Here is a 25,353-nt window from a genome sequence, read left to right on the forward strand (position 1 = left end):
GATCACTTACCTGACTTTCCGGCCTTGCGGCGCACGTTCTCGCCGGCGTAACGGACACCCTTGCCCTTGTAGGGCTCGGGCTTCCGGAGCTTCCGGATGTTCGCGGCGACCTCGCCGACAGCCTGCTTGTCGATACCGGCGACGGTGACCTTGTTGTTGCCCTCCACCGCGAAGCTGATGCCCGCCGGCGGCTCGACCGTGATCGAGTGGGAGTACCCGAGCGCGAACTCGAGGTTCGAGCCCTTGGCCGCGACACGGTAACCGGTGCCGACGACCTCGAGGCCCTTGGTGTAGCCCTGGGTCACGCCGATGATGTTGTTGGCGATGAGGGTCCGGGTCAGTCCGTGGAGCGAACGCGACTCGCGCTCGTCGTCCGGACGGGTGACGAGGACCTGGTTCTCCTCGACCTTGGCCTGGATGGGCTCCGCGATGACGAGCGCGAGCTCGCCCTTCGGGCCCTTGACCGCCACGTTCTGACCGTCAACGGAGACGGTGACGCCGGCGGGGATGTCGATGGGGAGACGTCCGATTCGTGACATTGTCGATCACCACACGTAGGCGAGGACTTCCCCACCCACGCCCTTCTGCTCGGCTTCGCGGTCGGTCAAGAGGCCGGAGGAGGTCGAGAGGATCGCCACGCCGAGGCCACCGAGGACCTGGGGGATCTCCGTCGACTTCGCGTAGACCCGGAGGCCCGGCTTCGAGACGCGCTTGATGCCGGCGATCGAACGCTCGCGCTCGGGGCCGTACTTCAGGTCGATGGTGAGGGTCTGCCCGACTCGGGCGTCCTCCACCTTCCACTCGCTGATGTAGCCCTCACGCTTGAGGATGTCGGCGATGTTCTTCTTGAGCTTGGAGCTCGGGAGCGCGACTGCGTCGTGGTGCGCGGAGTTCGCGTTCCGCAATCTGGTCAGCATGTCTGCGACCGGATCGGTCATCGTCATGATGTTCGTCCATTTCTCGCCTGGTTTCGACACCCGTTCCACGAATGCCGACCTGAGCGATCGAGTGATCCCGGGGCGGTTCCCCGAGATCGGTGTGTTCGTGCGTGCGGGCCGGAGGACGTGAATCCTCCGGCCCGCACCGCCCGAAGTAGTTTAGACCGTCTGCTCGTTGGAGCGGAACGGGAAGCCGAGCTGGCGGAGCAGCGCGCGTCCCTCGTCGTCCGTCTTCGCGGTGGTCACGACAGTGATGTCGAAGCCGCGGACACGGTCGATGCGGTCCTGGTCGATCTCGTGGAACACGGACTGCTCCGTGAGACCGAACGTGTAGTTGCCGTTGCCGTCGAACTGCTTGTCGCTGAGACCGCGGAAGTCGCGGATGCGGGGCAGTGCGAGCGTCACCAGGCGGTCGAGGAACTCCCACGCGCGGTCACCGCGGAGGGTGACGTGCGCGCCGATGGCCTGACCCTCGCGCAGCTTGAACTGTGCGATGGACTTGCGGGCGATGTTGACCTGGGGCTTCTGACCCGTGATCGCCGTGAGGTCCTTGATGGCCCCCTCGATGATCTTCGAGTCACGAGCGGCCTCGCCGACACCGGTGTTCACGACGACCTTGACCAGGCCGGGGACCTGGTTGACGTTCGCGTAACCGAACTGCTCGGTGAGGGCCGTCTTGATCTCGGCCAGGTACTTCTGCTTGAGGCGCGGCTGGATCTTGCCAGCGGGCGCAGCAGTCGTGTCAGTCATCAGAGCTTCTCACCAGACTTCTTCGCGTAGCGGACACGGACGGTCTTCTTGACGCCGTCCTTCTCCACCTCTTCGGTGCGGAAACCGACACGCGTCGGCTTCTTCGTCTTCGGGTCGACGAGTGCGACGTTCGAGACGTGGATCGAGGCTTCGTGCTGCTCGATGCCACCGGTCTTCGAACCACGCTGCGTCTGACCGACGCGGACGTGCTTCGTGACGAAGTTCACGCCCTCGACGACGACGCGGTTCTTGTCCTTGAGGACCTCGATGACCTTGCCCTGCTTGCCACGGTCGCCGCCACGCTCCTGCGTCGCGCCCGTGATGACCTGGACGAGGTCACCCTTCTTGATGTTCGCCATGGCTTACAGCACCTCCGGCGCGAGCGAGATGATCTTCATGAACTTCTTGTCACGGAGCTCGCGACCGACCGGACCGAAGATGCGCGTACCGCGCGGGTCGCCGTCGGCCTTGAGGATCACTGCCGCGTTCTCGTCGAACTTGATGTAGGAGCCGTCCTGACGACGGGTCTCCTTCTTGGTGCGAACGATGACCGCCTTGACGACGTCACCCTTCTTCACGTTGCCGCCGGGGATGGCGTCCTTCACCGTGGCGACGATGACGTCACCGAGACCGGCGTAGCGACGACCCGAGCCACCGAGCACGCGGATGGTCAAGATCTCCTTGGCACCCGTGTTGTCGGCGACCTTCAGGCGGGATTCCTGCTGAATCACTGCTGTCTCCTATTCCGAAGCAGGCCGAGGCCTACTTGGCCTTCTCGAGGATCTCGACCAGGCGCCAGCGCTTGGACGCGCTGAGGGGACGGGTCTCGCTGATCACGACGAGGTCGCCGACACCAGCGGTGCCGAGCTCGTCGTGGGCCTTCACCTTGGACGTACGACGGATGATCTTGCCGTAGAGCGCGTGCTTCACGCGGTCCTCGACCTCGACCACGATGGTCTTGTCCATCTTGTCGCTCGTCACGTAGCCGCGACGCGTCTTGCGGTAGCCGCGAGTGAGGGCGGCGGAGTTCTTCTCTTCGTTCGCCATTACTTCTCCTCGGCGGTCTCGGCCTCGGTCGACTCGGCCGGCTTGTCAGCCTTCTTCGTCGTCTTCTTGGCCTTGGGGGCGGTCTCGACGGGCGCGGGAGTGGCACGGATGCCGAGCTCGCGCTCGCGGAGGACGGTGTAGATGCGGGCGATGTCGCGCTTGACGGCACGGAGACGACCGTGGCTCTCCAGCTGGCCGGTGGCCGACTGGAAGCGGAGGTTGAAGAGTTCCTCCTTGGCCTTCTTCAGCTCGTCAGCGAGACGCTCGTTCTCGAACGTGTCGAGCTCCGTCGGACGGAGCTCCTTGGAACCGATCGCCATTATGCGTCGCCCTCCTCGCGCTTGATGATGCGTGCCTTGAGGGGCAGCTTGTGGATTGCACGAGTCAACGCCTCACGGGCGATCTCCTCGCTGACGCCGGAGAGCTCGAAGAGCACCCGGCCCGGCTTCACGTTCGCGACCCACCACTCGGGCGAACCCTTACCGGAACCCATGCGGGTCTCGGCGGGCTTCTTGGTCAGCGGACGGTCCGGGTAGATGTTGATCCAGACCTTGCCACCACGCTTGATGTGACGCGTCATGGCGATACGAGCGGACTCGATCTGACGGTTGGTCACGTACGCCGGGGTGAGGGCCTGGATGCCGTAGTCGCCGAAGCTGACCTTGGTACCACCGGTGGCCTGACCCGAACGCTTCGGGTGGTGCTGCTTGCGGTGCTTGACTCGACGGGGAATAAGCATGGTTACGCCTCAACTCCTGCGCCGGCCGGCGCGTCCTGCGGGGCCTGCTGCGGGCGACGGTCACCGCGGTCGCCGCCACGACGGTCGCCGCCACGGTCGCCGCGCTCACCGCGCGGGCCGCCACGACGCTCGGGGCGCGACGAACGCTGGTTCGCCTGCTCGCGAGCGAGCTCCTTGTTCGTGATGTCGCCCTTGTAGATCCAGACCTTCACGCCGATGCGGCCGAACGTGGTCCGGGCCTCGTAGAAGCCGTAGTCGATGTTCGCGCGGAGGGTGTGCAGCGGCACACGGCCTTCGCGGTAGAACTCCGAACGGGACATCTCGGCGCCGCCGAGACGGCCCGACACCTGGATGCGGACACCCTTGGCGCCGGCGCGCTGTGCACCCTGCAGGCCCTTGCGCATGGCGCGACGGAACGCGACACGAGCGGAGAGCTGCTCGGCGATGCCCTGCGCGACGAGCTGGGCCTCGGTCTCGGGGTTCTTGACCTCGAGGATGTTCAGCTGGATCTGCTTCTTGGTGAGCTTCTCGAGCTCACCGCGAACGCGCTCCGCCTCGGCGCCGCGGCGGCCGATGACGATGCCCGGACGAGCCGTGTGGATGTCCACGCGGACACGGTCACGGGTGCGCTCGAGCTCGATGCGTGCAACACCGGCGCGGTCGAGGGTCTTCTTCAGATACTCGCGCACCTTGATGTCCTCGGCCACGTAGTCGGCGTAGCGCTGACCGGCCTTCTTGCTGTCGGTGAACCAGTGCGAGACGTGGTCCGTCGTGATCCCGAGACGGAAGCCGTACGGGTTGACCTTCTGGCCCATTACTTGCTCGCCTTCTTGCTCGTCGCGGCAACCTCGGCCTCGTCGGGCGTCGCGAGGACGACCGTGATGTGGCTGGTGCGCTTGTTGATGCGGAAGGCGCGGCCCTGGGCGCGCGGCTGGAACCGCTTCAGGGTCGTGCCCTCGTCGACGAAGACGCGGCTCACGTAGAGGTCGCGCTCGTCGAGGAAGCTGTTCGTCGAGTCCGCCTTGACCCGTGCGTTCGCGATCGCCGAGGCGACCAGCTTGTACACGGGCTCCGAAGCGCCCTGGGGGGCGAACTTCAGGATGGCGAGGGCCTCGTGGGCCTGCTTGCCGCGGATCAGCTCGATGACGCGACGGGCCTTCTGAGGCGTGACGCGGATGTGTCGCACGCGTGCGATCGACTCCACCATTTCGTTCCTCCTCTGCGTCGCCGCCTCAGCGGCGACGGCCCTTCTTGTCGTCCTTCACGTGACCACGGAAGGTGCGGGTCGGCGCGAACTCGCCGAGCTTGTGACCGACCATCGACTCGGTGACGAACACCGGGATGTGCTTGCGGCCGTCGTGGACGGCGATCGTGTGCCCGAGCATGTTCGGGACGATCATCGACCGACGCGACCACGTGCGGATCACGTTCTTGGTGTTGGCCTCGTTCTGCGTGACGACCTTGCGGAGCAGGTGCTCGTCGACGAAGGGGCCCTTCTTCAGACTGCGTGGCATCTTCTGAACTCCTACTTGCGCTTCTTGCCGGCGTTACGGCGACGGACGATGAGCTTGTCGCTCGGCTTGTTCGGCTTGCGCGTACGGCCCTCGGACTGACCCCAGGGGCTGACCGGGTGACGACCACCGGACGTCTTGCCCTCACCACCACCGTGCGGGTGGTCGACCGGGTTCATGGCGACACCACGGACGGTCGGGCGGACGCCCTTCCAGCGCATGCGGCCGGCCTTGCCCCAGTTGATGTTCGACTGCTCGGCGTTGCCGACCTCGCCGATGGTGGCGCGGCAGCGTGCGTCGACGTTGCGGACCTCACCCGACGGCAGACGGAGCTGCGCGTAGGGGCCGTCCTTGGCGACGAGGCGGACCGAGGCGCCGGCGGAGCGAGCCATCTTGGCGCCGCCACCGGGGCGGAGCTCGATGGCGTGCACGACGGTACCCACGGGGATGTTGCGCAGCGGCAGGTTGTTGCCGGGCTTGATGTCGGCGCCGGGGCCCTGCTCGATGACGTCGCCCTGCTTCAGCTTGTTCGGCGCGATGATGTACCGCTTCGTGCCGTCCACGTAGTGCAGGAGCGCGATGCGCGCAGTGCGGTTGGGGTCGTACTCGATGTGAGCGACCTTGGCGTCGACGCCGTCCTTGTCGGAGCGACGGAAGTCGATCACGCGGTACTGGCGCTTGTGGCCACCACCGATGTGACGCGTGGTGATACGGCCGGAGCTGTTGCGACCACCGGTCTTCGGCAGCGGACGAAGCAGGGACTTCTCCGGAGTCGAACGGGTGATCTCAGCGAAGTCTGCGACCGACGAGCCGCGACGACCGGGGGTCGTCGGCTTGTAGTTACGAATAGCCATGATTTATCCCTCTGGTCCTCAGCCGACAGCCGTGAAGATGTCGATCGAACCGGACTTGAGCGTCACGATGGCGCGCTTGGTGTCCTTGCGCTTGCCGAGACCGAACTTGGTGCGACGGGTCTTGCCCGGGCGGTTCAGCGTGTTGATGCTCGCGACCTTGACGTCGAAGATCTTCTCGATGGCGAGCTTGATCTCGGTCTTGTTCGAGCGGGGGTCCACGATGAACGTGTACTTGCCCTGGTCGATGAGCGCGTAGCTCTTCTCCGAGACGACCGGCGAGATGATGACGTCGCGCGGGTCCTTGTTGAAGCCGCTCATGCGGTGATCTCCTTCGCGGTCTTCGACGCGATGAAGGCGTCGAGGGCGCTCTTGCTGAAGACGACGGCGTCCGAACGCAGCACGTCGTAGGCGTTGAGCTGGCCGTACGAGAGCGCGTGGACGTTCGACAGGTTGCGGATCGACTTGAGCGTCAGCTCGTCGTCCGTCTCGAGCACGACGAGCACGTTCTTGACGGGCGCGACCTTCTCGAGGAGCGTGCGGGCGGTCTTGGTCGACGGCAGTTCAGCCGCGACGAAGCCCTCCACAGCGGAGATGCGGCCACCGCGGGCGCGGTCCGAGAGCGAGCCGAGCAGAGCAGCGGCGATCATCTTCTTCGGGGTGCGCTGCGAGTAGTCGCGCGGGGTCGGTCCGTGGACGACGCCACCGCCGGTGTGCTCCGGAGCACGGACGGAACCCTGACGGGCGCGGCCGGTGCCCTTCTGCTTGAACGGCTTGCGACCGGCACCGCGGACTTCGCCGCGGTTCTTGGTCTTGTGGGTGCCCTGACGCGCGGCTGCGAGCTGCGCGGTGACGACCTGGTGGATCAGCGGGACGTTGGTCTCGACGTCGAAGAGAGCTGCGGGCAGCTCGACGGTGCCGGACTTGGCACCCGATGCGTCGAGGACGTCGATCGTGGTTGCGGTCGTGGTGGCCATGATCACTTACCCTTCACGGCGGTGCGGACGAAGACGGAGCGGCCACGAGCACCGGGGACGGCGCCCTTGACGAGCAGCAGACCCTTCTCGGCGTCGACGGCGTGCACCGTGAGGTTGAGGACGGTCACGCGGTCGCCACCCATACGACCAGCCATGCGCATGCCCTTGAAGACGCGCGACGGGGTCGAGGAAGCACCGATCGAGCCGGGCTTGCGGTGGTTGCGGTGCGCACCGTGCGAGGCACCGACGCCGTGGAAGCCGTGGCGCTTCATGACACCGGCGAAGCCCTTGCCCTTGGAGGTACCGACGACGTCGACCTTCTGGCCCGCCGTGAACGTGCCGTCCACGGTGAGCTCCTGGCCGAGCGTGTACTCAGCGGAGTCGTTGGTACGGATCTCGGTGAGGGTGCGACGCGGGGTCACGCCAGCGGCCTCGAAGTGGCCAGCGGCCGGCTTGTTGACCTTGCGCGGGTCGATGGCGCCGGCGGCGATCTGGATCGCCTCGTAGCCGTCGCGCTCAGCGTTGCGGATCTGGGTGACCACGTTCGGGCCGACCTCGATCACGGTGACGGGGATGAACTTGTTGTTCTCGTCCCACACCTGCGTCATGCCGAGCTTCTTGCCGAGGAGGCCCTTGACGGTCTTGGTTGAGTTCGCCATTGGTCAGCCCCCTTACAGCTTGATCTCGATGTTGACGTCTGCCGGCAGGTCGAGTCGCATGAGCGAGTCCACGGCCTTCGGCGTCGGGTCGACGATGTCGATGACCCGCTTGTGCGTGCGCTTCTCGAAGTGCTCGCGCGAGTCCTTGTACTTGTGAGGGGAACGGATCACTGCGATCACGTTCTTCTCGGTGGGGAGCGGCACCGGGCCGACCACGGTTGCACCGGCACGGGTCACCGTGTCGACGATCTTCCGGGCCGACGTGTCGATGACCTCGTGGTCATACGACTTGAGCCGGATGCGGATCTTCTGTCCCGCCATGTGTCTCTTGTCCTCTCTGCGCCGCGCACCCTCTGGCCGCCTGACGCCGCTCGGTTCCGCATTCCTGCGGACCGTGCTGTTTTCCTGAACCAACCGGCCGCATCCACTGGGGATGACCGCTGTTCACCTGTCAACCTCGCGGGCGACCGTGGCCGTCCAGCGTGGGCAATCGACTGCCTCGTGCTCCGGGCGCAGCAGTGGTACACCGCGTCCGTCACATCTCGGGGAGTCGTGTTCTGCTGCCTGCGGCCCAACCCAGCCCTGCTGAACAAGGGGGTTGTGCACTGCCAGAGCAGTGATCCTGTGGGCGTACACCCACGGGGAATTCGGAACCGGACAAGTCTCGCATAGCCCCGCCCCACGTGCAACCCGGGCGTGTCGCGAATTGCCGGGCGTGTCCCGCCGGCTCGCTTCCGCGGATCCACGCGGATCGAACGGCCTGGAGGCCCGGCTCGGCCCCGCAACGCGACGCACCCTCCGGACGGGGTCCGGAGGGTGCGTCGACACGGGTCAGGAGACCGTCACTCGGCGGTCACCGGGGGCACGAACCACGGCGGGAAGACGGCCACTCGCGGAGCGTGTCCACCGTGGTCGGCGAGCACGGCGCGGACGGTCTGCCGGGCCTTGTCGTTCGGCACGCCGATGACCGCGACCGACGTGAACGGCACACTCGGACCGGCGAGCAGCTCGAGGCCGTGCATCTCCGGGTCGGTGAAGTCGGTGCGGCGGATCAGGTTCGTGCCGGCGTCCGGGCCGACGGCGAACCGGACGTCGTCGGCGTCGGCGTCCTGGTCGGCGACGATCACCGAGGCACCGAACGCCGAGACCGGCACGACGAGCACGACGTAGTCGATCGCCCGGGTACGGCGGGCCGCGTCCGACCAGCGCTCACCGTCGGCGCCCGTGCGGAGTTCGTCCCAGCGGGTGGCGTCGGGCGACAGCGTGAACGGCACGTGGCCGGCGATCGAGGAGCCGTCGGGGGCCTCGGCCTCGGCGCGGGCGGCACGGGTCTCGGCGGAACTGACGTCCACGACCGGCTCGGCCTGGTCGGACGCCAGGATCGCCCCGGCACCGACGATGCCGTCGAGGTTGTCGATGTGGGTCACGTGGTGGGCGCGGAGCGCTGCGAACTCACGTGCCTCGGGCAGGTCAGCTGACGACGAACGGAGCGACGTCGGCGACCGGAGCGACGTCCCGGGGCCGGAGGCCGGCGGGTCGACGCGCAGGTTGGTGGTGATGCGGGTCCGGCGGGGGGCCGGGGTGGCTGGGATCTCCGACGCCTCGCGCTGCCGGGGTGCGCAGATGTCGCAGAGCTCGGTGGGGAATCCGTGGATGCACTCGTCGGTCACGACTGTTGTGGGTCCTTCCGTGCCGTGTGGGGGTGGTCCGGCACGTCGACCAACGCTACGTCATCCGGACGGCCCCCGGGTCATTGTCGGTAGAGCAGTGCCCGGACCTCGGCCTCGGCGGACGCCAGGCGGTTCGGGTCGATGGTCTCCCCGTGGTCGTACGCGTCGAGCAACCGGGGGTCGATGTAGCTCTGTCGGCACACCGTCGGGGTGTTGCCGAGCTCGTCGCTGGCGGCCTTCACCGCGTGCGAGACGGCCTTCTTCCGCTTCGCCTGGGACGACTGCGGTCCGGTCTTGGCCAGGTCGACCGCGGCCGCGACCGTCCCGTGCAGGGTCCGGAAGTCCTTCGCGGTGAACTCGTCGCCCGCACGTTCCTTCACGTAGGCGTTGATGTCCTCGGCCGAGAGCGGTTCCCACTCCGCTCCGCGGCGCTCCCGGAACGAGAGCAACCGCGCGTTGGGCCCACGACGCTTCATGCCCGCGATCACCCGCGCCAGGTCGTGGTCGTGGATCGACGACGACCACTCCTGCCCGCTCTTGCCGGGGAAGTCGAGCTCGATGTCGTCGCCGGAGACGTGCGCGTGCGCGCAGAGCAGGGTGGACAGTCCCCGACTGCCGTGCTCGGTGGCGTACCGCTCGGACCCGACCCGGAGGGACCCCTGGTCGAGCATCCGGAACGCTGCGGCCAGCGCACGGCGGCGGTCCGGCTCGGGGCGACGGAGGTCCTGCGTGACGCCGCGGCGGGCGACCGGCAACGACTCGGCCAGTGCCAGCGCACGGTCGTACTTGATCCGGTCCATCCGTTCACGCCAGGACGGGTGGTACATGTACTGGCGGCGTCCCGCGCCGTCCGTGCCAGTCGCCAGGATGTGGCCGTTCTCGTACGGGGAGATCCAGACGTCGTCCCACGCCGGCGGGATCACGAACTCCTCGAGCCGACGGCGTTCGTCCGGGTCCGTCACGGTGTTGCCGTCGGGGTCGCGGAACGAGAAACCGCGTCCTGAACGGACGCGGTGGTAGCCGCGACCAGAGGTCGCGGATCTGCGGAGGCGTGTCACGACGTCGAGCCAACTCCGTGCCGCCTGTGACGGGTCACGGGGCGGACTGGAGGCCCGTGGCGGGCCCCGCCCCGATCCTCCTGTCCGGCGCCCTGTACGCGCGCCAGGGGCCGGACACGACGAAGCGGGGCCGGGCCCGAAGGCCCGACCCCGCTGTCGCAAGGAACCGGAGTTACTTGATGATCTTCTCGACCGTACCGGCACCGACCGTACGACCACCCTCACGGATGGCGAAACGGAGGCCCTCTTCCATGGCGATCGGCTGGATCAGCTCGACCGTCATGGCGACGGTGTCACCGGGCATGACCATCTCGGTGCCCTCGGGCAGCGTGATGACGCCGGTGACGTCCGTGGTGCGGAAGTAGAACTGCGGGCGGTAGTTCGCGTAGAACGGGTTGTGACGCCCACCCTCGTCCTTGGTCAGGATGTACGCGTTCGCCTGGAACTCGGTGTGCGGCGTGACCGAACCCGGCTTCACGACGACCTGGCCGCGCTCCACGTCCTCGCGCTTGAGGCCACGGATCAGCAGACCGGTGTTGTCACCGGCGACCGCCTGGTCGAGCAGCTTGCGGAACATCTCGATGCCCGTGACGGTGGTCTTCTGCGTCGCGCGGATGCCGACGATCTCGACCTCGGCGTTCAGGTTGAGCGTGCCACGCTCGACGCGACCGGTGACGACCGTGCCACGACCGGTGATCGTGAAGACGTCCTCGATCGGCATCAGGAACGGCTGGTCGGTGGCGCGCACCGGGTCCGGCACGTGCTCGTCGACCTGGGCCATGAGGTCCTGGACCGACTTGACCCACTTCTCGTCGCCCTCGAGCGCCTTGAGCGCCGAGACCTGCACGACGGGGGCGTCCTCGTCGAACTGCTGCGAGCCGAGGAGCTCGCGGACCTCGAGCTCGACGAGCTCCAGGATCTCCTCGTCGTCCACCATGTCGGACTTGTTCAGTGCGACGACGATGTAGGGGACGCCGACCTGGCGGGCGAGCAGCACGTGCTCACGCGTCTGGGGCATCGGGCCGTCGGTGGCGGCGACCACGAGGATCGCGCCGTCCATCTGTGCCGCACCCGTGATCATGTTCTTCACGTAGTCGGCGTGACCGGGGGCGTCGACGTGCGCGTAGTGACGCTTCTCGGTCTGGTACTCGACGTGCGAGATGTTGATCGTGATGCCGCGCTGGCGCTCCTCGGGAGCGTTGTCGATCTGCGCGAAGTCGCGGGCCTCGTTGAGGTCCGGGTACTGGTCGTGCAGAACCTTGGTGATCGCCGCCGTGAGCGTGGTCTTGCCGTGGTCGACGTGACCGATGGTTCCGATGTTGACGTGCGGCTTGGTGCGCTCGAACTTGGCCTTGGCCACTGTGGGTCCTCCTCAGGACTCGGAAGCGTCACCCCCGGCCGGCCCTGGATGGGCTCGGAACCGTTGGTGCGCGGTGTGTGTCTGTACTTTACTTGGTGGCGAGGGGCCCGTCGCCGGGCGCCCCCGCCTGTGGAGAAGCGCTGAGCGCTACTCCCCCGCGTTCTTCGCGATGATCTCCTCGGCGACCTTGGCCGGGACCTGGCTGTAGGTCTCGAAGGTCATCGAGTAGACCGCACGACCAGAGGTCTTCGACCGCAGGTCGCCGACGTAGCCGAACATCTCGGACAGCGGCACGCTCGCGCGGACCACCTTGACGCCCGAGGCGTCCTCCATCGAGGCGATCTGGCCACGACGGGAGTTCAGGTCACCGATGACGTCGCCCATGTACTCCTCAGGAGTACGGACCTCGACGGCCATGATCGGCTCGAGGATCGCCGGACCGGCCTTGCGAGCCGCTTCCTTGTAGGCGATCGAGCCGGCGATCTTGAACGCCATCTCGGACGAGTCGACGTCGTGCGCCGCGCCGTCCTTGAGGATGGCCTTCACGCCGACCGTCGGGTAACCCGCGAGGATGCCGACCTGCATGGCGTCCTGGATACCGGCGTCGACCGACGGGATGTACTCGCGCGGGACACGGCCACCGGAGGTCGCGTTGACGAACTCGTAGACCTTCTCGCTCGTGACCTCCATCGGCTCGAGCGCGATCTGCACCTTCGCGAACTGGCCGGAACCACCGGTCTGCTTCTTGTGGGTGTAGTCGTAGCGCTCGACGATCTTGGTGAGCGTCTCGCGGTAGGCCACCTGGGGCTTGCCGACGCTCGCCTCGACGTGGAACTCACGCTTCATGCGGTCGACGAGGATGTCGAGGTGGAGCTCGCCCATGCCCTTGATCGTCGTCTGACCGGTCTCGGCGTTGAGCTCGACGCGGAACGTCGGGTCCTCTTCGGCGAGCTTCTGGATGGCCGTGGAGAGCTTCTCCTGGTCAGCCTTCGTGTTCGGCTCGATGGCGACCTCGATGACCGGCTCCGGGAACGTCATCGACTCGAGGACGACCTGGTTGGTCGGGTCGCACAGGGTGTCACCGGTGGTGGTGTCCTTGAGGCCGATGACCGCGTAGATGTGGCCAGCGGTCACGTTGGCGACCGGGTTCTCCTTGTTGGAGTGCATCTGGAAGATCTTGCCGATGCGCTCCTTCTTGCCCTTGGTCGAGTTGATGACCTGGGCACCGGACTCGATCGAGCCGGAGTAGACGCGCACGTAGGTCAGACGACCGAAGAAGGGGTGCACCGCGACCTTGAACGCGAGGGCCGAGAACGGCTCGGACGCGTCGGGCTTGCGGATGATCTCCTTCTCCTCGTCCTTGACGTCGTGGCCGATCATCGGCGGCACGTCGAGCGGGGACGGGAGGTAGTCGATGACGGCGTCGAGCATCGGCTGGACACCACGGTTCTTGAACGCGGAACCGCAGAGGACCGGGTAGAGCGTGCTGCTCACCGTGAGGGCACGGATGGCTGCCTTGATCTCGGCGACCGAGAAGTCGGTGTCGCCCTCGAGGTAGCGCTCCATGAGGACGTCGTCCGCCTCGGCCACGCGCTCGATGAGCTTCTCGCGGTACTCGGCGGCACGGTCCTGCAGGTCGGCCGGGATCTCTTCGATCTCGTACTTCGCGCCCATCGCGACGTCACCCTTGGCGTCGCCGCGCCAGGTGAGTGCACGCATCTGGACGAGGTCGACGACGCCTTCGAACGAGCTCTCGGAACCGATCGGCAGCTGGAGCACGAGGGGCTCCGCGCCGAGGCGGTTCACGATGGTGTCGACGGTGTAGTAGAAGTCGGCGCCCAGCTTGTCCATCTTGTTGACGAAGCAGATGCGCGGGACGTCGTACTTGTCGGCCTGACGCCAGACGGTCTCGGACTGGGGCTCGACGCCCTCCTTGCCGTCGAAGACGGCGACCGCACCGTCGAGGACGCGGAGCGAGCGCTCCACCTCGACCGTGAAGTCCACGTGACCGGGGGTGTCGATGATGTTGATCTGGTTGTTGTCCCAGAAGCAGGTCGTCGCGGCCGACGTGATCGTGATGCCGCGCTCCTGCTCCTGCGCCATCCAGTCCATCGTGGCAGCGCCGTCGTGGACCTCACCGATCTTGTGCGTGATGCCCGTGTAGAACAGGATGCGCTCGGTCGTCGTGGTCTTGCCGGCATCGATGTGCGCCATGATGCCGATGTTGCGGACCTTGTTCAGGTCGGTGAGCACGTCCTGTGCCACAGGGTTCCTCCGGAAGAGTTGTAGGAGAGGTTGGCGGCCGTCCGGGCGCCGGGGTTCTTGACCACCGGCGCCCGGACGGTGCCGGGACTACCAGCGGTAGTGGGCGAAGGCCTTGTTCGACTCGGCCATCTTGTGCGTGTCCTCGCGGCGCTTGACCGCGGCACCGAGACCGTTCGACGCGTCGAGGATCTCGTTCATGAGACGCTCGGTCATCGTCTTCTCGCGACGGGCCTTGGCGTACGAGGTGAGCCAACGGAGCGCGAGGGTGTTCGCGCGGTGCGGCTTGACCTCGACCGGGACCTGGTAGGTCGAGCCACCGACGCGGCGGCTGCGGACCTCGAGGGTCGGACGGACGTTGTCGAGCGCCTTCTTCAGCGTCACGACGGCGTCCTGCTGGTTCTTGGCGGAAACGCCCTCGAGTGCACCGTAGACGATGCGCTCGGCGAGGCCCTTCTTGCCGTCGAGCAGGATCTTGTTGACGAGCTGGCTGACGATCGGCGCACCGTAGACCGGGTCGGCGACGACGGGACGCTTGGGGGCGGGACCCTTACGAGGCATCTAACTCAACCCTTCTTCGCGCCGTAGCGGCTACGAGCCTGCTTACGGTTCTTGACTGCCTGGGTGTCCAGGGCGCCACGGATGATCTTGTACCGCACACCCGGGAGGTCCTTCACACGACCGCCACGGACGAGCACCATCGAGTGCTCCTGGAGGTTGTGGCCCTCACCGGGGATGTAGGCCGTGACCTCGGTGCCGTTCGAGAGCTTGACACGAGCGACCTTGCGCAGTGCCGAGTTCGGCTTCTTGGGGGTGGTGGTGTAGACGCGGGTGCACACACCACGCTGCTGGGGGTTCGCCTTCAGGGCGGGCGCCTTGGTCTTGGTGACCTTCGGCGTACGACCCTTGCGAACCAGCTGCTGAATAGTAGGCAACTGTTCTCCTGGTTCTTCGCTCGTGCTCTCTGGCCGGCGCGTTCCGCCGGCTTCCTCGTCCCACGCTGAGCACCGCCGGACGGCGGGTGTTCGAGTGGGGGACGGAGTGGTCCGGCTGGGCGATCCCGCTCGCCGGACTTTTCGGGCGCGCCCGAAGGCGCACACCCGGTAGAGACTACCCGCGTAACGGGACGAAATCAATCCGGGTCACCCCGGGAACCGACACCGTCATGAGCCGGTGTCGGAGGACCCGTTGCCCACCGCCGAGCGGAACGTGGCACCGTCGCTCGAGAAGCCGGTGACGTACCCGCTCGCGTTCACGTTGAGCGGCCCCGCGGACGCCGTTCCGGTGCCGGCGGCACCCGAGATGTCGGCCGTGTACTTCGCCCGTCCGAACGTCGTCGTCGTGATCAACCAGCCGTTCGTCGTCCAGCTGCCGACCCGGACGGTGGGCCGCGTCTCGAGTGTCCACTTCTGGTTCGAGTACGTGTACGCGGGGTTCTGCCCGTACGCGTAGAAGCTGCACCCGGCAGGGGCGGCGTCGGTGGAGGCGATGCAGCCGTCCACCCAGGCGTCCACCGCTCGCTTGGCGGCCTGCTGCCCGGCGGTGGTCAGGGTCGTGGTCATCTGCACCGGGGTCGAGGTCGACCGCCCGAACCCGCTGACGCTCGCCGATCCCCCGCTGGCCGTGGTCCACTTGTCGCCGTCGAAGGCGACGTCGTAGGTCCCGGGCAGCGCGCGGAGGCTCACCGTGCCGTCCTTCGCGGTCTTCGCGTCCCGGCCCGCGACCGTGACCCCAGCACCGGACGGACCCCGCACGGCGACGTCGACCGATCCGAGCTCCGGGGCCTGCAGCTCCCAGACCGGGAACACACCCCAGTCCGTCCCGGTCTTGTCCAGCGTGAAGGTCGCGGCGACGTCCTGCCCGCCCTGGCGCAGGTAGGCGCGGACCGTCGCGGTGTCGCCCTCTGTCCGCGTCGCGGCGACGCGGTAGCCGGTGACCTTGTCCGATGCCTTCGCGTAGGCGGCTTCACCGAGGAGCACGTCGGTCTTCTCGCGCTCGATGCCCGCGTCGTCGAGGGCGTCGGCCACGCGTCCGGCCGTGAGATCGTCGAGGAACGCCCGCACCGGACGGTCAGCAGAGTGCGAGGAGGAACCGATCGAGTACCCGACGACCCCGGCGACGAGCAGCAGGACGACCGCCGTGCCGCCCGAGACGATGCCGATGAGCTGACCGCGGCGGAGCTTCCGGCGAGGACGCTGCGGCACCGGCCCGGACATCCCGGGGAACCCGGGGGCTCCTGCGGCGGGCGTTCCGTCGGTGCCACGGATCGAGTCCACCGGCGGGACGGCGCCCCAGCCGCCCTGCTGGTCCGGATCCTGCGCGTGCTGGTCGCTCATCGTTCCCCCGTTGCGTGTGCGTCGTGCCCTGCGAACACTACCGTCCGGCGGGTTCCTCGCCCGCGTTCGTCCGGTCGTGCCCGGAGCGCCCGTCAGGCCCGTCCGGACGCGTCGCGGCAGCGCCCGAGCCGCCAGCGGTCCGCGCCTGGTGTCGGGCCATCGTGATCCCGCCGAGCACCGACAGGACCGCCACCACGACGGACCCGACCACGAACGGCCCGAGGGCGTACCCCGCGGGGAAGACGAGGAGCTCCGTCGCGTCCGAGCGGACGAGCGCGTAGCCCACGGCCCCGATGCCGAGCATGACCAGGTAGACCGTCGCAGCGGCCACCAGGGCCGTCACGCCGGGGTTGCCGTCACGCGCACCCGCCACGGTCGCGAGGAAGACCACCACCGCGGCGCCGACCACCATCGCGGGCCCGAGGTACGGGGTGGCGTCGGGCTGGGAGATGACCTCGACGTCTGCGAGCAGGGCTTCGAAGCCCGTGACGGCGATCACGAGCGCGATGAAGAGGACGGACGTCATCGTCGCGATCAACCACCGGGACATGCGCCGATCGTATCGCCGACCGGCTGGTCAGCGAGCGGGTTCGGCGTGGCCCGTGTCGTCCGCGTGCTCGCGACGGTCCGCCCGGTCGGACTGCTCCTGCGCGGCGGCGACCAGGGCGAGCGCGATCGTCGCCGTGATGATCGGGACGGTCTCCGTCATGGGGGCGGGCGCAGCATCCGGCGTCTTCTCGTCCGTCGCGTCCGTCGTGTCCGTCGCGTCGTCGGACTGGAGGCCCGTGGCCGCGTCCGCCTCGGCGGTGTCCTCCGGCTCGTGGTCACGCAGCGCCGGGCCGATGACCGGCAGGACCCCGGTGGTCGCGGCCGGTTCAGCGTGCAGGACCGGCGGCTCGGTGGACACGGATCCGTCGCGCTTCGCCGCGCGACGCGCTCGGCCCATCTTCACCAGGACGACGACGGCGACGATCGCCCAGATCCCGTTGACGATCGTCGAGGGTACGGCGTGGTGCGCGGCGACGTTGATCGCCACCGCGAGGCCACCGACCAGGTTGAACAGCTGGTAGAGCGGGCCGTTCGGGATCTTGCCAGTCGAGAACAAGATGTAACCGGCCAGAACGGTTACGGCACCGAACCAACCGAGGAATTCCACGATTCCGACCAACACGCGCGACTCCGGGCACGACGAGGAACGGCCGGTTCGAGCCGACCGTTCGAGCGGGGATGAACAGCCGCGATCACGGCGTCTGGTGCATCGTAATCACAACGACGGGTGTCGCGGAAGTGGGGTCGGCGTGGCGTGGCCGACCCCGGTCCGTGGGGGTGGGGTCAGCCCTTCGCGGCGGTGTCCGGCCCGGCGGTCAGGACGTACACGTAGCCACCGAACGTCCACGTCGTCGCGGCCGCCGCGGCGGGGTCGGTGGAGTCCTGCGAGACGGAGGAGGACACCGTGGTGACGAGGAAGAGCCGAGCGCCGTCCTGCATGCCCCCGACGAAGGACAGAGCCTGGTCGAACGACCCGTCGACCGACACCGAGACGGGGATGGCCGAGAAGTTGGCGGCCGAGATCGCGGGATCCGTCAGCGGTGCCGTCGCTCCGTCGGCCGCACCGGTGGTCGGTTCGGCGGTCGCCCCATCGGTGGCTTCGGCCGCCGCGTCGGTGGCGGCGGCAGGCGCGGTGTAGGCAACGGCGTCCGAGGTCGTGATCGCCGACACCTTCACGCCCGCCTTCGCGGCCACGCTGTCGACCGCGCCGTAGAAGGACGACATGCTCGCGCTCGAGGGCACCGAGGCGGTGAGTGCGGCGAGCTCCGCCTTGAGCTTCGGGAGGGACTCTGCCCGTTCCTTGAGCCGTGCGAGCTCCGCCGCCGTCGTCCGGTTCGTCGCGTCCACCGTCACCTGGTCGGTGCGGTCGCTCGCGGCCTGTGCGAGATGTGGCTGCACACCGAGGAAGAACCCCGCGAGCGCCACCACGACCATCGCCACGACGGCGAGGAGCATGTTGAGTCGGTTGCGGGTCATGTCACTCGCCCTTGTCCTGGTACTTGCCGTCGAAGGCGGCCTGGTCGACGTGGATCGTCATGTTCACGGTGTAGGTACCGGTCGTCGGGTCGAGCGTGACCGAGTTCGCGGTCGCGTCGACGAAGCCCTTGAGCCCCTTGACGGCATCGAGCCACGACGGAACGGACGGCAGCGTCGGACTCTGCGCGTCGATGGTCAGGGTCGCGACACGCTGCCCCTGGAGCGGGGTGTCGGCCTGCGCGTAGGTCTCCAGCGGCGTGGCGGAGTCGATCGCGACGCCGGTGATCTCGACGCCCGCGGGGAGCGACGCCTTCAGCGAAGCGAGGTACGGCTGCCAGGCGATCTCCGTGGCCCCACCGACCGACTGCGCGGCTTCACGCAGCGCGGTACCTGCCTCCGTGTCCCGGACCTCGCGGTAGTTCGCCTGCTGCTGCAGGAGCGACAGGGTCTCCTCCTGCGCGTGGGTCAGGTCGTCGTGGGCCTGGCTGGACAGGAGGCTGGCGCCGGCGGTCGCGATCCCGACCACGATCGCCACGAGGACGACGCCGGCCCACATCCGACGGACGACACGGCGACTGCGTCGGTCGGCGAGGACCTCGGTGGGCAGGAGGTCGACGCTGGGGCGGCCCCCGATGACGATCTCGTTGGGGGCGGTGCGACGCTGGCGCTTGACGCGCTCGGCAGTCTCGGCGGCGACACGCAGGGCGGGGTCGGGCGCCGCTCCTCGGCGGCGACTCCGTCCAGCACGCGAGGGCTTCGACCTGGTCGTCTGGCTCATGCTGCCTTCCCTCCCGCGGCGAGTCCCCATGCGACCGCGATCGATGCCCCGTGTGCGTGCAGGTCTTCGACCCGGATGGACTTCGCGAGCGCGACGTTGGCGAACGGTGCCCCGAACCGGACGGGCGTCCGGGTGAACTCCGAGAGCGCTGCGGCGAAGCCGGGCAACGCAGCTGCACCACCGCAGAGCAGGATCTCGCCGACGGGTTCGGTGGGGTGTGTGTTGACGAAGTAGTTGACGGTGTTGCGGAGGCTGGAGAGCAGTTCGCCCATCGTCTCGCGGACCGCCGCCACCGCGAGTGCGTCGTCGCCCGTCCGCGCCCGCTCCGGATCCATGCCGAGGTGGCGCTTGACGGCTTCGGCCGCTCCCTCGTCGATCGTCAGCCGACCGGCGAGGAGCCGCGTGATGTCGTCACCACCGGTCGGCACGATGCGGACGAACTTCGGGACGCCGTCGGTGACGATGACGACGGTCGTCGTGTTGCCGCCGCACTCGACGATGGCGACCGTGCCCGACCGGTTCGCCGGCGCCAGCACGCGTGCCAGGGCGAACGGGATGAGGTCGACGCCGACCGGCTTGAGGCCCGCGTTCTGCACCGCGCGGATGTTGGCGAGCACGGCGTCCTTCACCGCGGCGACGAGGAGACCGCTCACGGTGGGGCCGTTCTCGCCCGTCTCCTCGCTCGTCGGGTAGAAGTCGAGGATGGCGTCGCCCACGGGCACCGGGAGCATGTCCTGCACCTGGAAGGGCAACGATTCGCGGATCTGCGCGATGGGGGCCTTCGGGACCGTCAGGTCGCGCGACAGCACTCGCTGGTTGCCCATGCCGAGCACGACGTCCTTCGAACGGAAGCGCCCCAGCGACCAGAGCTGTCGGAGCGCGCCCGCGACGGTGTTCGGCTCGAGCACCTCCCCCTGCTTCGTCGCGCCCGGGGGCACGGGGACCTCGGCGAACCGCAGGATCGTCGGCCTCGGCTTGTCGGCGTCCTGGACCTCGACAGCACGGATCGCGGCGGCGCCGATGTCGACGCCCACGATGCTCTTCGACATGGGTGGTCCTTCCGTGACCGTCTTCGGGTCGGTCTGGTGGGTCAGCGCGCGACGAGGCGTCAGGCGAGTCCGAGGAGGCGCAGGTAGCCGTCCCAGGCGGGGGCACCGACGGCGATGCCGAGCCAGGCACCCGCGAGCATCCAGGGGCCGAACGGGATCCCGCTGCGACGGCCCGCCCGGCGCACGACCAGGAGGACGACTGCGAAGGTACCTCCGAGCAGGAACGCCGCGAAAGAACCCACTGCGAGGGGTCCCCATCCGAGGTACGCGAGCACGAGGCCGAGCACGCCGGCGAGCTTGACGTCCCCGAGCCCCATCCCGCCGGGCACGGCCAGCGCGAGGGCGAGGTAGGTGCCACCGAGGACGACCAGGCCGATGAACCCCCGGAGCGCGGCACCCCAGTCGCCGGACACCGCCGACGCCGCAAGCAGGAGCACGGGCAGCACGATGTAGGCCGGCAGCACGATCCGGTTCGGCAACGTGTGGGTGTCGAGGTCGATGAGCGTCAACGAGATGCTGATCGCCATCAGGTACAGGAGTGCGACGAGCAGGATCGCAGCGCGGATCGTTCCGGGGACGCCGTCCGGTGCCGCCAACGTCGACCACGATGCGAGTACCGAGAGCAGGGTCACCGCGACGAAGAGGAGGCCCGTGGCGGCTTCGACGAGCGGGTACCGGGCCGAGATGGGCGCGCCACAGTCGCGACACCGTGCACGCAGGACGAGCCAGGAGACCACGGGCACGTTGTCGCGGCGACGGATCTCGTGGCCGCACCCGGGGCAGGAGCTGGCCGGCACGACGACGGACGTGCCCGCGGGCACCCGGTGGACGACGACGTTCAGGAACGACCCGATCGCGAGGCCGAGCACACCGACCAGCACGGCGACGAGGGGCGCCACAGCGGCGAGGGAAGACACGGTCACTTCCCCGTCGGGGAGCCGTCGGCGCGGAACGCCGTGGCCGACTCGGTCTCGGTCGTCACGCCGTACGTCGTCGACACGGGCTGCAGGAACTTCGGCGGGGCCGAGGTCTTCAGCCTGGTGTCGTACGCGTACGCCTTCGCGTAGCCGGTGAGGTACGAACCGTACGAGGTCCGCACCGACCCTCGGAACTGCTGCGCGATCGAACCGTAGATCGTCAGGACCCCGAGGTTCGACCCGAACGCGCTGTTCTGCACGTTGAAGGTACCGAGGTTGCTCGCGATGGCGGCATCGATCTCGATGTTCCGGGTCGGGGCGAGGTTGGTGGACGAACCCGACGAAGTGGAACACGTGCTGCTCGTCCCGGAGGAGCACGAGATGGGGTTGTAGACGGACACTGCTCGCTGCCCCACGAGGCCGAGCATGTCGTCCGAGCCACGCCCGTTCTGGTAGACGATGCTCCCGGTCACGTAGACGAAGTTCTCGGCGGCCAGGGTCATCTGCCCTCCGAACGAACCCGACACGAAGACGTCGCCGTTCCGGCATCCGTAGTACCCGGAGTCACCGAGGCTGCCGGTGAACTCGTTGCTCTTCGGGTAGCCGAGTCCGTTCCCGTAGTCAGAGGTGGTCTTGCCGCTGGCGTCCTTCACGTTCTGCTGGCAGTAGACCGGCGAACCGGCGGTCACGGTCCCGTTCACGGTTCCGCCCGGGGGCGGTGTCGTGTTGGGCGCCCAGTAGTTGGGGTCTCCGCTGGCGCTGGGGACCGTCTGCACGAAGACCAGGTTCGACGGCAGGGTCGGGATGACCGCTCCCGCACCGGTCAGCGCCGAGACCGATCCACAGAGTGCGTCGTTCGTGCTGCCGCTGGTGATCGTGCCGTTCGCGGCGCCGGAGAGCTGGGTCTTCTTCGTCCACGGTGAGACGACGCGCATCTTGCCACCGGACAGGAAGGTGATCGACGTCGGCCCGGTGTAGATACAGCCGGGCTTTGCGACCTTGTCGGGGATGTCCGTCCGTGCCTCCTGCTTCATGTTCGCGTTCGTGCTCGGCATCGGGAGGGTGCCCCTGTTCTGGATCAGACCGCCGTTGAACTTCGTCGAGGTCCGGCACGACGAGTCGATCTTCGTCTCCTTGCTCGTGTAGAAGAAGTCGGCTGCTCCGGTGTCGTACACGGCCCGGTTGAACGTCGCACCGCAGGCGGTGATGACGTCGTTCGTCCGGACGGGGCCGTCGAGCGTGTCGCCAGCTCCGAACTGCACCGCGTCGCAGCTGGTGTAGTAGTTCCAGTTGCTGTCGTTGCGGTGTGCGGAAGTACACCGCGTCGTCGTCGGAGCGCCACTCGTCGTCGTGGTGGTCTCACCGGTGAGGCCGGGGTCCTGCGACTCGTAGTTCGTGAACCAGAGGTAGTTCACGAAGCCGTCACCGCGCAGGTCGACGACGAGCGTCCGGGTCGCGTCGTCCGCCTTGCCGGTGACACGGAGACGGACCTTGCCGGTGTTCGCGTAGGCGGAGTTGTCGACCTCGTACCGGTAGAACTGGTCGGTGCTCCCCACGACCGGCGCCCAGGTCCCGCCCACGGTCGTTCCGAAGGCCTTGTTCGCGGTGTCGGTGGAGTACGTGCTCTCACCCGAGAACGGGGTCCGCACCCCGTACTTCACGTACGCGTTGTCCGCCGCGAGACGTCCCTGGTAGTCCGACAGGCCGGCGTACGCCGCGGCCATCGCCTTGTTGTAGTCGTCGTCGTTCGACGCCTTCGTCGCGCCGCTCGTCGCGGTCGCGACCACCAGCGAGAGCACGATCATGAGCACCGCGCCGAGGCCGATGACCGCCGCGAGTGCCACGCCACGTTCGTCGTCACGGCTGCGGAGGGCACGGACAAGTCGGATGAGCATCATGACTCCGTCGCTGCGCCGTAATCGAGGTTGCGCAGGTTGATGTTCGCTTGGAAGGTGGTGTCGTTCGCGGTCGTCCCCGTCACGGATCCGACCGTGAGGGCCACGTCGACCGATCGGATCGAGTCGAGGGTTGCGGCCGTCGGGGTGACGACGCCACCGGCGGCGTTCCGGTAGCTGAACAGCGGGCTGGTGCCGGCGCTCGTCCGGATGACGTCGGCGAGCACGATGGTCTTCGTCGTGCCGGTGAACGTGCAGTACCCGTTCGCCGGGCAGTCGCCGCGCTGGAGCTGCATGCGGAGCTTCGTGCCCTGCGCGTCGATCGTGACCTTGGTGAGCCCGGCCCGGGACGTGGAGAGGTCGACGCCGGAGTAGAACCGCATGCTCGTCGCCGTCGCACTCTCGAACGCCGCCAGGTTCGTCGTCTTCGTCAGCTGCACGCGGGACGCTTCACGCAGGTACCGGCTCACCTGCGTCATGGAGGTCGTGCCCTGCCGCGTGCTGTCGTTGACCGACGAGACCGTCCGCTGGGCCTTGATCATCGAGACGAAGAAGCTCCCGACCAACGTGAGCAGCAGTGACGTGACGAGCATCGCCACGAGGAGTTCGACGAGCGTGATGCCCCGTTGCTCCGAGTGGAGACGACGGATGATCGCCCGCATCAGCTGACCGGCCTGGGATCGACCATCACGGCACCACTCCGGACGGCGCCGTTCGTGACCATCGCGGCGTTCTCGTTCGTCAGGGCGAGGGCGTTCGTGGTGGATCCGGCCGTGTCCCCGGAGTAGATCTTCCAAGTCCCCCACGGCAACGCGATCGACGCAGTGCCCGCTGCGAGCTTCGGGAACTGCAGGGTCATCCCTGCGGCGCAGCCCGGGTCGCCGTTCACGGGCGTCGTCGTCTTCGCGGTCAGGAACTTGCCCGCCGTCAGACCCGAGAGCTTGACCGCCCCCATCTGCACGGTGATCGTCGCCTTGTTGTTCAGGGGCTCCGAGGGTGTCCCGACCTTCGACTTCGCATTCGGGGTCGTCCAGGACCCCGGCTCAGGGCTGAGACAGGTCGACGACGAGGTACCCGACGCGTCGACGACGTACGACCCGGCGACCACCCGGTAGCTCCCGTACGGGAACAGCGACGCCGAGCTGGCGGTGTTCGGCAGTTGGGTGGTGCCGGAGGTCGGGTTGATGAGCGTCGTCGGCATGTTGGTGGGGAGCATCGCGCCCACGTCCGGCGTGGACGTGTACGTGAACGTGTACTTCGCTGCCACGTCGAAGCTGAAGGCGGCAGCCCCGGAGGCGCCCGCAGCGACGGTGATCGTCTGCGATGACGGGCTGACCTGCTGGTTCGAGTCGACGTAGCCGCTCCGAGCGATCTTCACCGAGTAGGTGCCGGGAGCGACTCCGGAGACGTAGGTGCACCCCTCGGCGTCGGTTGCGGGCATGGTGACCCCGTCCGGGCCGGTGACGGTCGGGATGATCCCGGACACCCCGACGCCGTTCGCGTTCGTGACCCCGATCAGGATCGAACCCGTGCTGTCCGAGTTGATGTTCGTCAGCGGAGCGATGGCGCTCGACATGGTGACCTGCTGCGAGCCGGACGACGATGCACTCGTCTTCCAGCTGACCGTGACGGTGACGGCTTTGTAGGACAGCACGCCTTCGCCGGTGCCGCAGGCCGTCGCGCTTCCCGAGGACCGGGTCCACGACACCTTGCGCGTGAGGGCGAACGTCTGGTTACCGACCTTCGGCGAATCGGTACCGCTCTTGATGTCAAAGATGCTCGGGAGGTCGCGGAGGCCGTCGATGTCCTCCATCGCGATCGTCGAGGCGACCTCTCGAGCACGGGTGTCCTTCGAGAGCACGAGAGAAGCGGTGATGCCCGCGGCGATACCGGCTGCGATCAGGCCGAAGATCGTCATCGCGATCATCACCTCGATGATCGTGAAGCCGTCCTCGTTCTCACGGGAGGAACGCAGTCGCTCGGCGATGCGCGACATCATGTCGTTCCCTTTCACTAGCGAATCCGTGAGGGCAAGCTGTGTGGGCACCACTACGGTTGCCCACACAGCGCCCACTCAGGCGGCGCAGGCTCCGGAAGCGACACCAGTCGAGTCGGTGGCGTTGAAGATCTTGGTGTCAGAAGTCGTGCTGACCGCCTGAACACAGAATCCGTTCGCCGTCTTCGTGTAGCTGAGCGACTTCGTGCTGGCACCCTTGGTCGAACCGGCGCTGGCGTACTCTCCAGCGGTCAGCTGAGCCTGGGTGAGAGTTGCGGGGAACGATCCGTCGCTTTGGGAAGCGACGCTGACGATCGCCGTCTTGACGTTGGCGAGGTCCGACTTGACGGCCGAGTCCTTGGCGTTGTTCTGCACGCCGATGTACACCGGGATGGCGATGGCGGCGAGGATGCCGATGATGATGACGACGACAAGGAGCTCGATGAGCGTGAAGCCCTTCTCGCCGTCCTTCAGGAGACCCTTGCGGCGAGCGTCGAGCTTGCCCATGAGAGCGAAGTACATGGTTTTTCCATTC

At 67.7% G+C, this 25,353-nt stretch carries 33 protein-coding genes; all 33 read right to left on the reverse strand.

The genetic code is table 11. From position 1 onward, the window contains the following. Nucleotides 1-2 precede the first annotated feature (2 nt). The 33 genes from rplF to BIU89_RS19030 all read right to left on the reverse strand — a co-directional run bounded on the left by rplF (nucleotide 3) and on the right by BIU89_RS19030 (nucleotide 25,340). A complete protein-coding gene (gene rplF / locus BIU89_RS07250; RefSeq protein ID WP_017885518.1) occupies nucleotides 3-539 on the reverse strand; it encodes a 50S ribosomal protein L6 in 537 nt (178 codons plus the stop codon). A 6-nt stretch (nucleotides 540-545) separates the two neighbouring features. After that, nucleotides 546-944 carry a 30S ribosomal protein S8 gene (gene rpsH, locus BIU89_RS07255; protein ID WP_017885519.1) on the reverse strand — a complete coding sequence of 133 codons (399 nt, stop codon included), beginning with the start codon at nucleotides 942-944 and terminating at the stop codon, nucleotides 546-548. Between the two features lie 153 nt (nucleotides 945-1,097). Further along, entirely contained in the window at nucleotides 1,098-1,688 is a 591-nt protein-coding gene (gene rplE / locus BIU89_RS07260; RefSeq protein WP_042537502.1) for a 50S ribosomal protein L5, read from the reverse strand. Beyond that, nucleotides 1,688-2,047, reverse strand: a complete 360-nt coding sequence (rplX, locus tag BIU89_RS07265) for a 50S ribosomal protein L24 (RefSeq protein WP_017885522.1) — start codon at nucleotides 2,045-2,047, stop codon at nucleotides 1,688-1,690. The genes rplE and rplX overlap by 1 nt, the downstream gene beginning before the upstream one ends. 3 nt (nucleotides 2,048-2,050) lie before the next feature. After that, on the reverse strand, nucleotides 2,051-2,419 hold the full coding sequence (gene rplN / locus BIU89_RS07270) for a 50S ribosomal protein L14 (RefSeq protein WP_017885523.1): 369 nt from the start codon (nucleotides 2,417-2,419) through the stop codon (nucleotides 2,051-2,053). A 31-nt stretch (nucleotides 2,420-2,450) separates the two neighbouring features. Continuing rightward, nucleotides 2,451-2,735, reverse strand: coding sequence for a 30S ribosomal protein S17 (rpsQ, locus tag BIU89_RS07275; RefSeq protein WP_017885524.1), 285 nt, complete (start codon nucleotides 2,733-2,735; stop codon nucleotides 2,451-2,453). Further along, nucleotides 2,735-3,055, reverse strand: coding sequence for a 50S ribosomal protein L29 (rpmC, locus tag BIU89_RS19025; protein ID WP_017885525.1), 321 nt, complete (start codon nucleotides 3,053-3,055; stop codon nucleotides 2,735-2,737). Before rpmC ends, rpsQ begins: the two co-directional genes overlap by 1 nt. Beyond that, nucleotides 3,055-3,474, reverse strand: a complete 420-nt coding sequence (rplP, locus tag BIU89_RS07285) for a 50S ribosomal protein L16 (RefSeq protein WP_017885526.1) — start codon at nucleotides 3,472-3,474, stop codon at nucleotides 3,055-3,057. Before rplP ends, rpmC begins: the two co-directional genes overlap by 1 nt. A 2-nt stretch (nucleotides 3,475-3,476) precedes the next feature. Next, the gene (gene rpsC, locus BIU89_RS07290; protein ID WP_017885527.1) at nucleotides 3,477-4,289 is read right to left on the reverse strand and encodes a 30S ribosomal protein S3; all 813 of its coding nucleotides are present in this window, start codon (nucleotides 4,287-4,289) and stop codon (nucleotides 3,477-3,479) included. Continuing rightward, a complete protein-coding gene (gene rplV, locus BIU89_RS07295) occupies nucleotides 4,289-4,681 on the reverse strand; it encodes a 50S ribosomal protein L22 (protein ID WP_035809257.1) in 393 nt (130 codons plus the stop codon). The genes rpsC and rplV overlap by 1 nt, the downstream gene beginning before the upstream one ends. Before the next feature lie 25 nt (nucleotides 4,682-4,706). Continuing rightward, a complete protein-coding gene (rpsS, locus tag BIU89_RS07300) occupies nucleotides 4,707-4,988 on the reverse strand; it encodes a 30S ribosomal protein S19 (RefSeq protein ID WP_017885529.1) in 282 nt (93 codons plus the stop codon). Nucleotides 4,989-4,999: 11 nt separating this feature from the next. Then, nucleotides 5,000-5,839, reverse strand: a complete 840-nt coding sequence (gene rplB / locus BIU89_RS07305; RefSeq protein ID WP_027466728.1) for a 50S ribosomal protein L2 — start codon at nucleotides 5,837-5,839, stop codon at nucleotides 5,000-5,002. A gap of 18 nt (nucleotides 5,840-5,857) precedes the next feature. Beyond that, nucleotides 5,858-6,157, reverse strand: a complete 300-nt coding sequence (gene rplW / locus BIU89_RS07310) for a 50S ribosomal protein L23 (RefSeq protein WP_027466729.1) — start codon at nucleotides 6,155-6,157, stop codon at nucleotides 5,858-5,860. After that, complete coding sequence (gene rplD, locus BIU89_RS07315; RefSeq protein WP_027466730.1) at nucleotides 6,154-6,813, reverse strand: 50S ribosomal protein L4; 660 nt, start codon at nucleotides 6,811-6,813, stop codon at nucleotides 6,154-6,156. The genes rplW and rplD overlap by 4 nt, the downstream gene beginning before the upstream one ends. Nucleotides 6,814-6,815: 2 nt before the next feature. Next, nucleotides 6,816-7,472: a 50S ribosomal protein L3 gene (gene rplC, locus BIU89_RS07320; RefSeq protein WP_027466731.1), complete on the reverse strand. Its 657-nt coding sequence runs from the start codon at nucleotides 7,470-7,472 to the stop codon at nucleotides 6,816-6,818. A 12-nt stretch (nucleotides 7,473-7,484) separates the two neighbouring features. Further along, entirely contained in the window at nucleotides 7,485-7,793 is a 309-nt protein-coding gene (gene rpsJ, locus BIU89_RS07325) for a 30S ribosomal protein S10 (RefSeq protein WP_017885534.1), read from the reverse strand. Between the two features lie 521 nt (nucleotides 7,794-8,314). Then, nucleotides 8,315-9,142: a DarT ssDNA thymidine ADP-ribosyltransferase family protein gene (locus BIU89_RS07330; protein WP_051596996.1), complete on the reverse strand. Its 828-nt coding sequence runs from the start codon at nucleotides 9,140-9,142 to the stop codon at nucleotides 8,315-8,317. Nucleotides 9,143-9,222: 80 nt separating this feature from the next. Further along, the gene (locus BIU89_RS07335) at nucleotides 9,223-10,200 is read right to left on the reverse strand and encodes a DNA topoisomerase IB (RefSeq protein ID WP_027466733.1); all 978 of its coding nucleotides are present in this window, start codon (nucleotides 10,198-10,200) and stop codon (nucleotides 9,223-9,225) included. Between the two features lie 172 nt (nucleotides 10,201-10,372). Then, the gene (gene tuf / locus BIU89_RS07340) at nucleotides 10,373-11,560 is read right to left on the reverse strand and encodes an elongation factor Tu (RefSeq protein WP_027466734.1); all 1,188 of its coding nucleotides are present in this window, start codon (nucleotides 11,558-11,560) and stop codon (nucleotides 10,373-10,375) included. A gap of 147 nt (nucleotides 11,561-11,707) precedes the next feature. Beyond that, the gene (gene fusA / locus BIU89_RS07345) at nucleotides 11,708-13,825 is read right to left on the reverse strand and encodes an elongation factor G (protein WP_027466735.1); all 2,118 of its coding nucleotides are present in this window, start codon (nucleotides 13,823-13,825) and stop codon (nucleotides 11,708-11,710) included. Between the two features lie 87 nt (nucleotides 13,826-13,912). After that, nucleotides 13,913-14,383 carry a 30S ribosomal protein S7 gene (gene rpsG / locus BIU89_RS07350; protein ID WP_017885539.1) on the reverse strand — a complete coding sequence of 157 codons (471 nt, stop codon included), beginning with the start codon at nucleotides 14,381-14,383 and terminating at the stop codon, nucleotides 13,913-13,915. Between the two features lie 5 nt (nucleotides 14,384-14,388). Beyond that, complete coding sequence (gene rpsL / locus BIU89_RS07355) at nucleotides 14,389-14,757, reverse strand: 30S ribosomal protein S12 (RefSeq protein WP_017885540.1); 369 nt, start codon at nucleotides 14,755-14,757, stop codon at nucleotides 14,389-14,391. 228 nt (nucleotides 14,758-14,985) lie between these two features. Then, nucleotides 14,986-16,158 carry a hypothetical protein gene (locus tag BIU89_RS07360; protein WP_071245477.1) on the reverse strand — a complete coding sequence of 391 codons (1,173 nt, stop codon included), beginning with the start codon at nucleotides 16,156-16,158 and terminating at the stop codon, nucleotides 14,986-14,988. A 37-nt stretch (nucleotides 16,159-16,195) separates the two neighbouring features. Then, nucleotides 16,196-16,708, reverse strand: a complete 513-nt coding sequence (locus BIU89_RS07365) for a DUF6121 family protein (protein ID WP_071245479.1) — start codon at nucleotides 16,706-16,708, stop codon at nucleotides 16,196-16,198. Between the two features lie 27 nt (nucleotides 16,709-16,735). Continuing rightward, on the reverse strand, nucleotides 16,736-17,329 hold the full coding sequence (locus tag BIU89_RS07370) for a CBU_0592 family membrane protein (protein WP_441294450.1): 594 nt from the start codon (nucleotides 17,327-17,329) through the stop codon (nucleotides 16,736-16,738). 161 nt (nucleotides 17,330-17,490) lie between these two features. Further along, nucleotides 17,491-18,183 (reverse strand): hypothetical protein, encoded by a 693-nt coding sequence (locus BIU89_RS07375; protein WP_071245483.1) that lies wholly within the window; start codon nucleotides 18,181-18,183, stop codon nucleotides 17,491-17,493. 1 nt (nucleotide 18,184) lies between these two features. Further along, complete coding sequence (locus tag BIU89_RS07380; RefSeq protein ID WP_083404232.1) at nucleotides 18,185-18,961, reverse strand: hypothetical protein; 777 nt, start codon at nucleotides 18,959-18,961, stop codon at nucleotides 18,185-18,187. After that, nucleotides 18,958-20,010, reverse strand: a complete 1,053-nt coding sequence (gene pilM / locus BIU89_RS07385) for a type IV pilus assembly protein PilM (RefSeq protein ID WP_071245486.1) — start codon at nucleotides 20,008-20,010, stop codon at nucleotides 18,958-18,960. The genes BIU89_RS07380 and pilM overlap by 4 nt, the downstream gene beginning before the upstream one ends. A gap of 59 nt (nucleotides 20,011-20,069) precedes the next feature. Further along, nucleotides 20,070-20,933 carry a prepilin peptidase gene (locus BIU89_RS07390; protein ID WP_071245490.1) on the reverse strand — a complete coding sequence of 288 codons (864 nt, stop codon included), beginning with the start codon at nucleotides 20,931-20,933 and terminating at the stop codon, nucleotides 20,070-20,072. Continuing rightward, nucleotides 20,930-22,771, reverse strand: a complete 1,842-nt coding sequence (locus tag BIU89_RS07395) for a hypothetical protein (protein ID WP_139178862.1) — start codon at nucleotides 22,769-22,771, stop codon at nucleotides 20,930-20,932. The genes BIU89_RS07390 and BIU89_RS07395 overlap by 4 nt, the downstream gene beginning before the upstream one ends. 50 nt (nucleotides 22,772-22,821) lie before the next feature. Beyond that, on the reverse strand, nucleotides 22,822-23,484 hold the full coding sequence (locus tag BIU89_RS07400; RefSeq protein ID WP_071245496.1) for a prepilin-type N-terminal cleavage/methylation domain-containing protein: 663 nt from the start codon (nucleotides 23,482-23,484) through the stop codon (nucleotides 22,822-22,824). After that, nucleotides 23,484-24,821: a type IV pilus modification PilV family protein gene (locus BIU89_RS07405; RefSeq protein WP_083404234.1), complete on the reverse strand. Its 1,338-nt coding sequence runs from the start codon at nucleotides 24,819-24,821 to the stop codon at nucleotides 23,484-23,486. The genes BIU89_RS07400 and BIU89_RS07405 overlap by 1 nt, the downstream gene beginning before the upstream one ends. Nucleotides 24,822-24,896: 75 nt before the next feature. Further along, a complete protein-coding gene (locus BIU89_RS19030; RefSeq protein WP_071245502.1) occupies nucleotides 24,897-25,340 on the reverse strand; it encodes a type II secretion system protein in 444 nt (147 codons plus the stop codon). Nucleotides 25,341-25,353: the final 13 nt, after the last annotated feature.

Origin of the sequence: Curtobacterium sp. MCBA15_005, assembly GCF_001864855.1 — a bacterium.
GTDB classification, from domain to species: Bacteria; Actinomycetota; Actinomycetes; order Actinomycetales; family Microbacteriaceae; genus Curtobacterium; species Curtobacterium flaccumfaciens.

What these genes read in the sequence shown, in the direction of transcription:
- rplF (WP_017885518.1), bottom strand. Translation starts at nt 539, where the DNA reads ATGTCACGAATCGGACGTCTCCCCATCGACATCCCCGCCGGCGTCACC.
- rpsH (WP_017885519.1), bottom strand. Translation starts at nt 944, where the DNA reads ATGACGATGACCGATCCGGTCGCAGACATGCTGACCAGATTGCGGAAC.
- rplE (WP_042537502.1), bottom strand. Translation starts at nt 1,688, where the DNA reads ATGACTGACACGACTGCTGCGCCCGCTGGCAAGATCCAGCCGCGCCTC.
- rplX (WP_017885522.1), bottom strand. Translation starts at nt 2,047, where the DNA reads ATGGCGAACATCAAGAAGGGTGACCTCGTCCAGGTCATCACGGGCGCG.
- rpsQ (WP_017885524.1), bottom strand. Translation starts at nt 2,735, where the DNA reads ATGGCGAACGAAGAGAAGAACTCCGCCGCCCTCACTCGCGGCTACCGC.
- rpmC (WP_017885525.1), bottom strand. Translation starts at nt 3,055, where the DNA reads ATGGCGATCGGTTCCAAGGAGCTCCGTCCGACGGAGCTCGACACGTTC.
- rplP (WP_017885526.1), bottom strand. Translation starts at nt 3,474, where the DNA reads ATGCTTATTCCCCGTCGAGTCAAGCACCGCAAGCAGCACCACCCGAAG.
- rpsC (WP_017885527.1), bottom strand. Translation starts at nt 4,289, where the DNA reads ATGGGCCAGAAGGTCAACCCGTACGGCTTCCGTCTCGGGATCACGACG.
- rplV (WP_035809257.1), bottom strand. Translation starts at nt 4,681, where the DNA reads ATGGTGGAGTCGATCGCACGCGTGCGACACATCCGCGTCACGCCTCAG.
- rpsS (WP_017885529.1), bottom strand. Translation starts at nt 4,988, where the DNA reads ATGCCACGCAGTCTGAAGAAGGGCCCCTTCGTCGACGAGCACCTGCTC.
- rplB (WP_027466728.1), bottom strand. Translation starts at nt 5,839, where the DNA reads ATGGCTATTCGTAACTACAAGCCGACGACCCCCGGTCGTCGCGGCTCG.
- rplW (WP_027466729.1), bottom strand. Translation starts at nt 6,157, where the DNA reads ATGAGCGGCTTCAACAAGGACCCGCGCGACGTCATCATCTCGCCGGTC.
- rplD (WP_027466730.1), bottom strand. Translation starts at nt 6,813, where the DNA reads ATGGCCACCACGACCGCAACCACGATCGACGTCCTCGACGCATCGGGT.
- rplC (WP_027466731.1), bottom strand. Translation starts at nt 7,472, where the DNA reads ATGGCGAACTCAACCAAGACCGTCAAGGGCCTCCTCGGCAAGAAGCTC.
- rpsJ (WP_017885534.1), bottom strand. Translation starts at nt 7,793, where the DNA reads ATGGCGGGACAGAAGATCCGCATCCGGCTCAAGTCGTATGACCACGAG.
- rpsG (WP_017885539.1), bottom strand. Translation starts at nt 14,383, where the DNA reads ATGCCTCGTAAGGGTCCCGCCCCCAAGCGTCCCGTCGTCGCCGACCCG.
- BIU89_RS07360 (WP_071245477.1), bottom strand. Translation starts at nt 16,158, where the DNA reads ATGAGCGACCAGCACGCGCAGGATCCGGACCAGCAGGGCGGCTGGGGC.
- BIU89_RS07365 (WP_071245479.1), bottom strand. Translation starts at nt 16,708, where the DNA reads ATGTCCCGGTGGTTGATCGCGACGATGACGTCCGTCCTCTTCATCGCG.
- BIU89_RS07375 (WP_071245483.1), bottom strand. Translation starts at nt 18,183, where the DNA reads ATGACCCGCAACCGACTCAACATGCTCCTCGCCGTCGTGGCGATGGTC.
- BIU89_RS07380 (WP_083404232.1), bottom strand. Translation starts at nt 18,961, where the DNA reads ATGAGCCAGACGACCAGGTCGAAGCCCTCGCGTGCTGGACGGAGTCGC.
- pilM (WP_071245486.1), bottom strand. Translation starts at nt 20,010, where the DNA reads ATGTCGAAGAGCATCGTGGGCGTCGACATCGGCGCCGCCGCGATCCGT.
- BIU89_RS07400 (WP_071245496.1), bottom strand. Translation starts at nt 23,484, where the DNA reads ATGCGGGCGATCATCCGTCGTCTCCACTCGGAGCAACGGGGCATCACG.
- BIU89_RS07405 (WP_083404234.1), bottom strand. Translation starts at nt 24,821, where the DNA reads ATGATGTCGCGCATCGCCGAGCGACTGCGTTCCTCCCGTGAGAACGAG.
- BIU89_RS19030 (WP_071245502.1), bottom strand. Translation starts at nt 25,340, where the DNA reads ATGTACTTCGCTCTCATGGGCAAGCTCGACGCTCGCCGCAAGGGTCTC.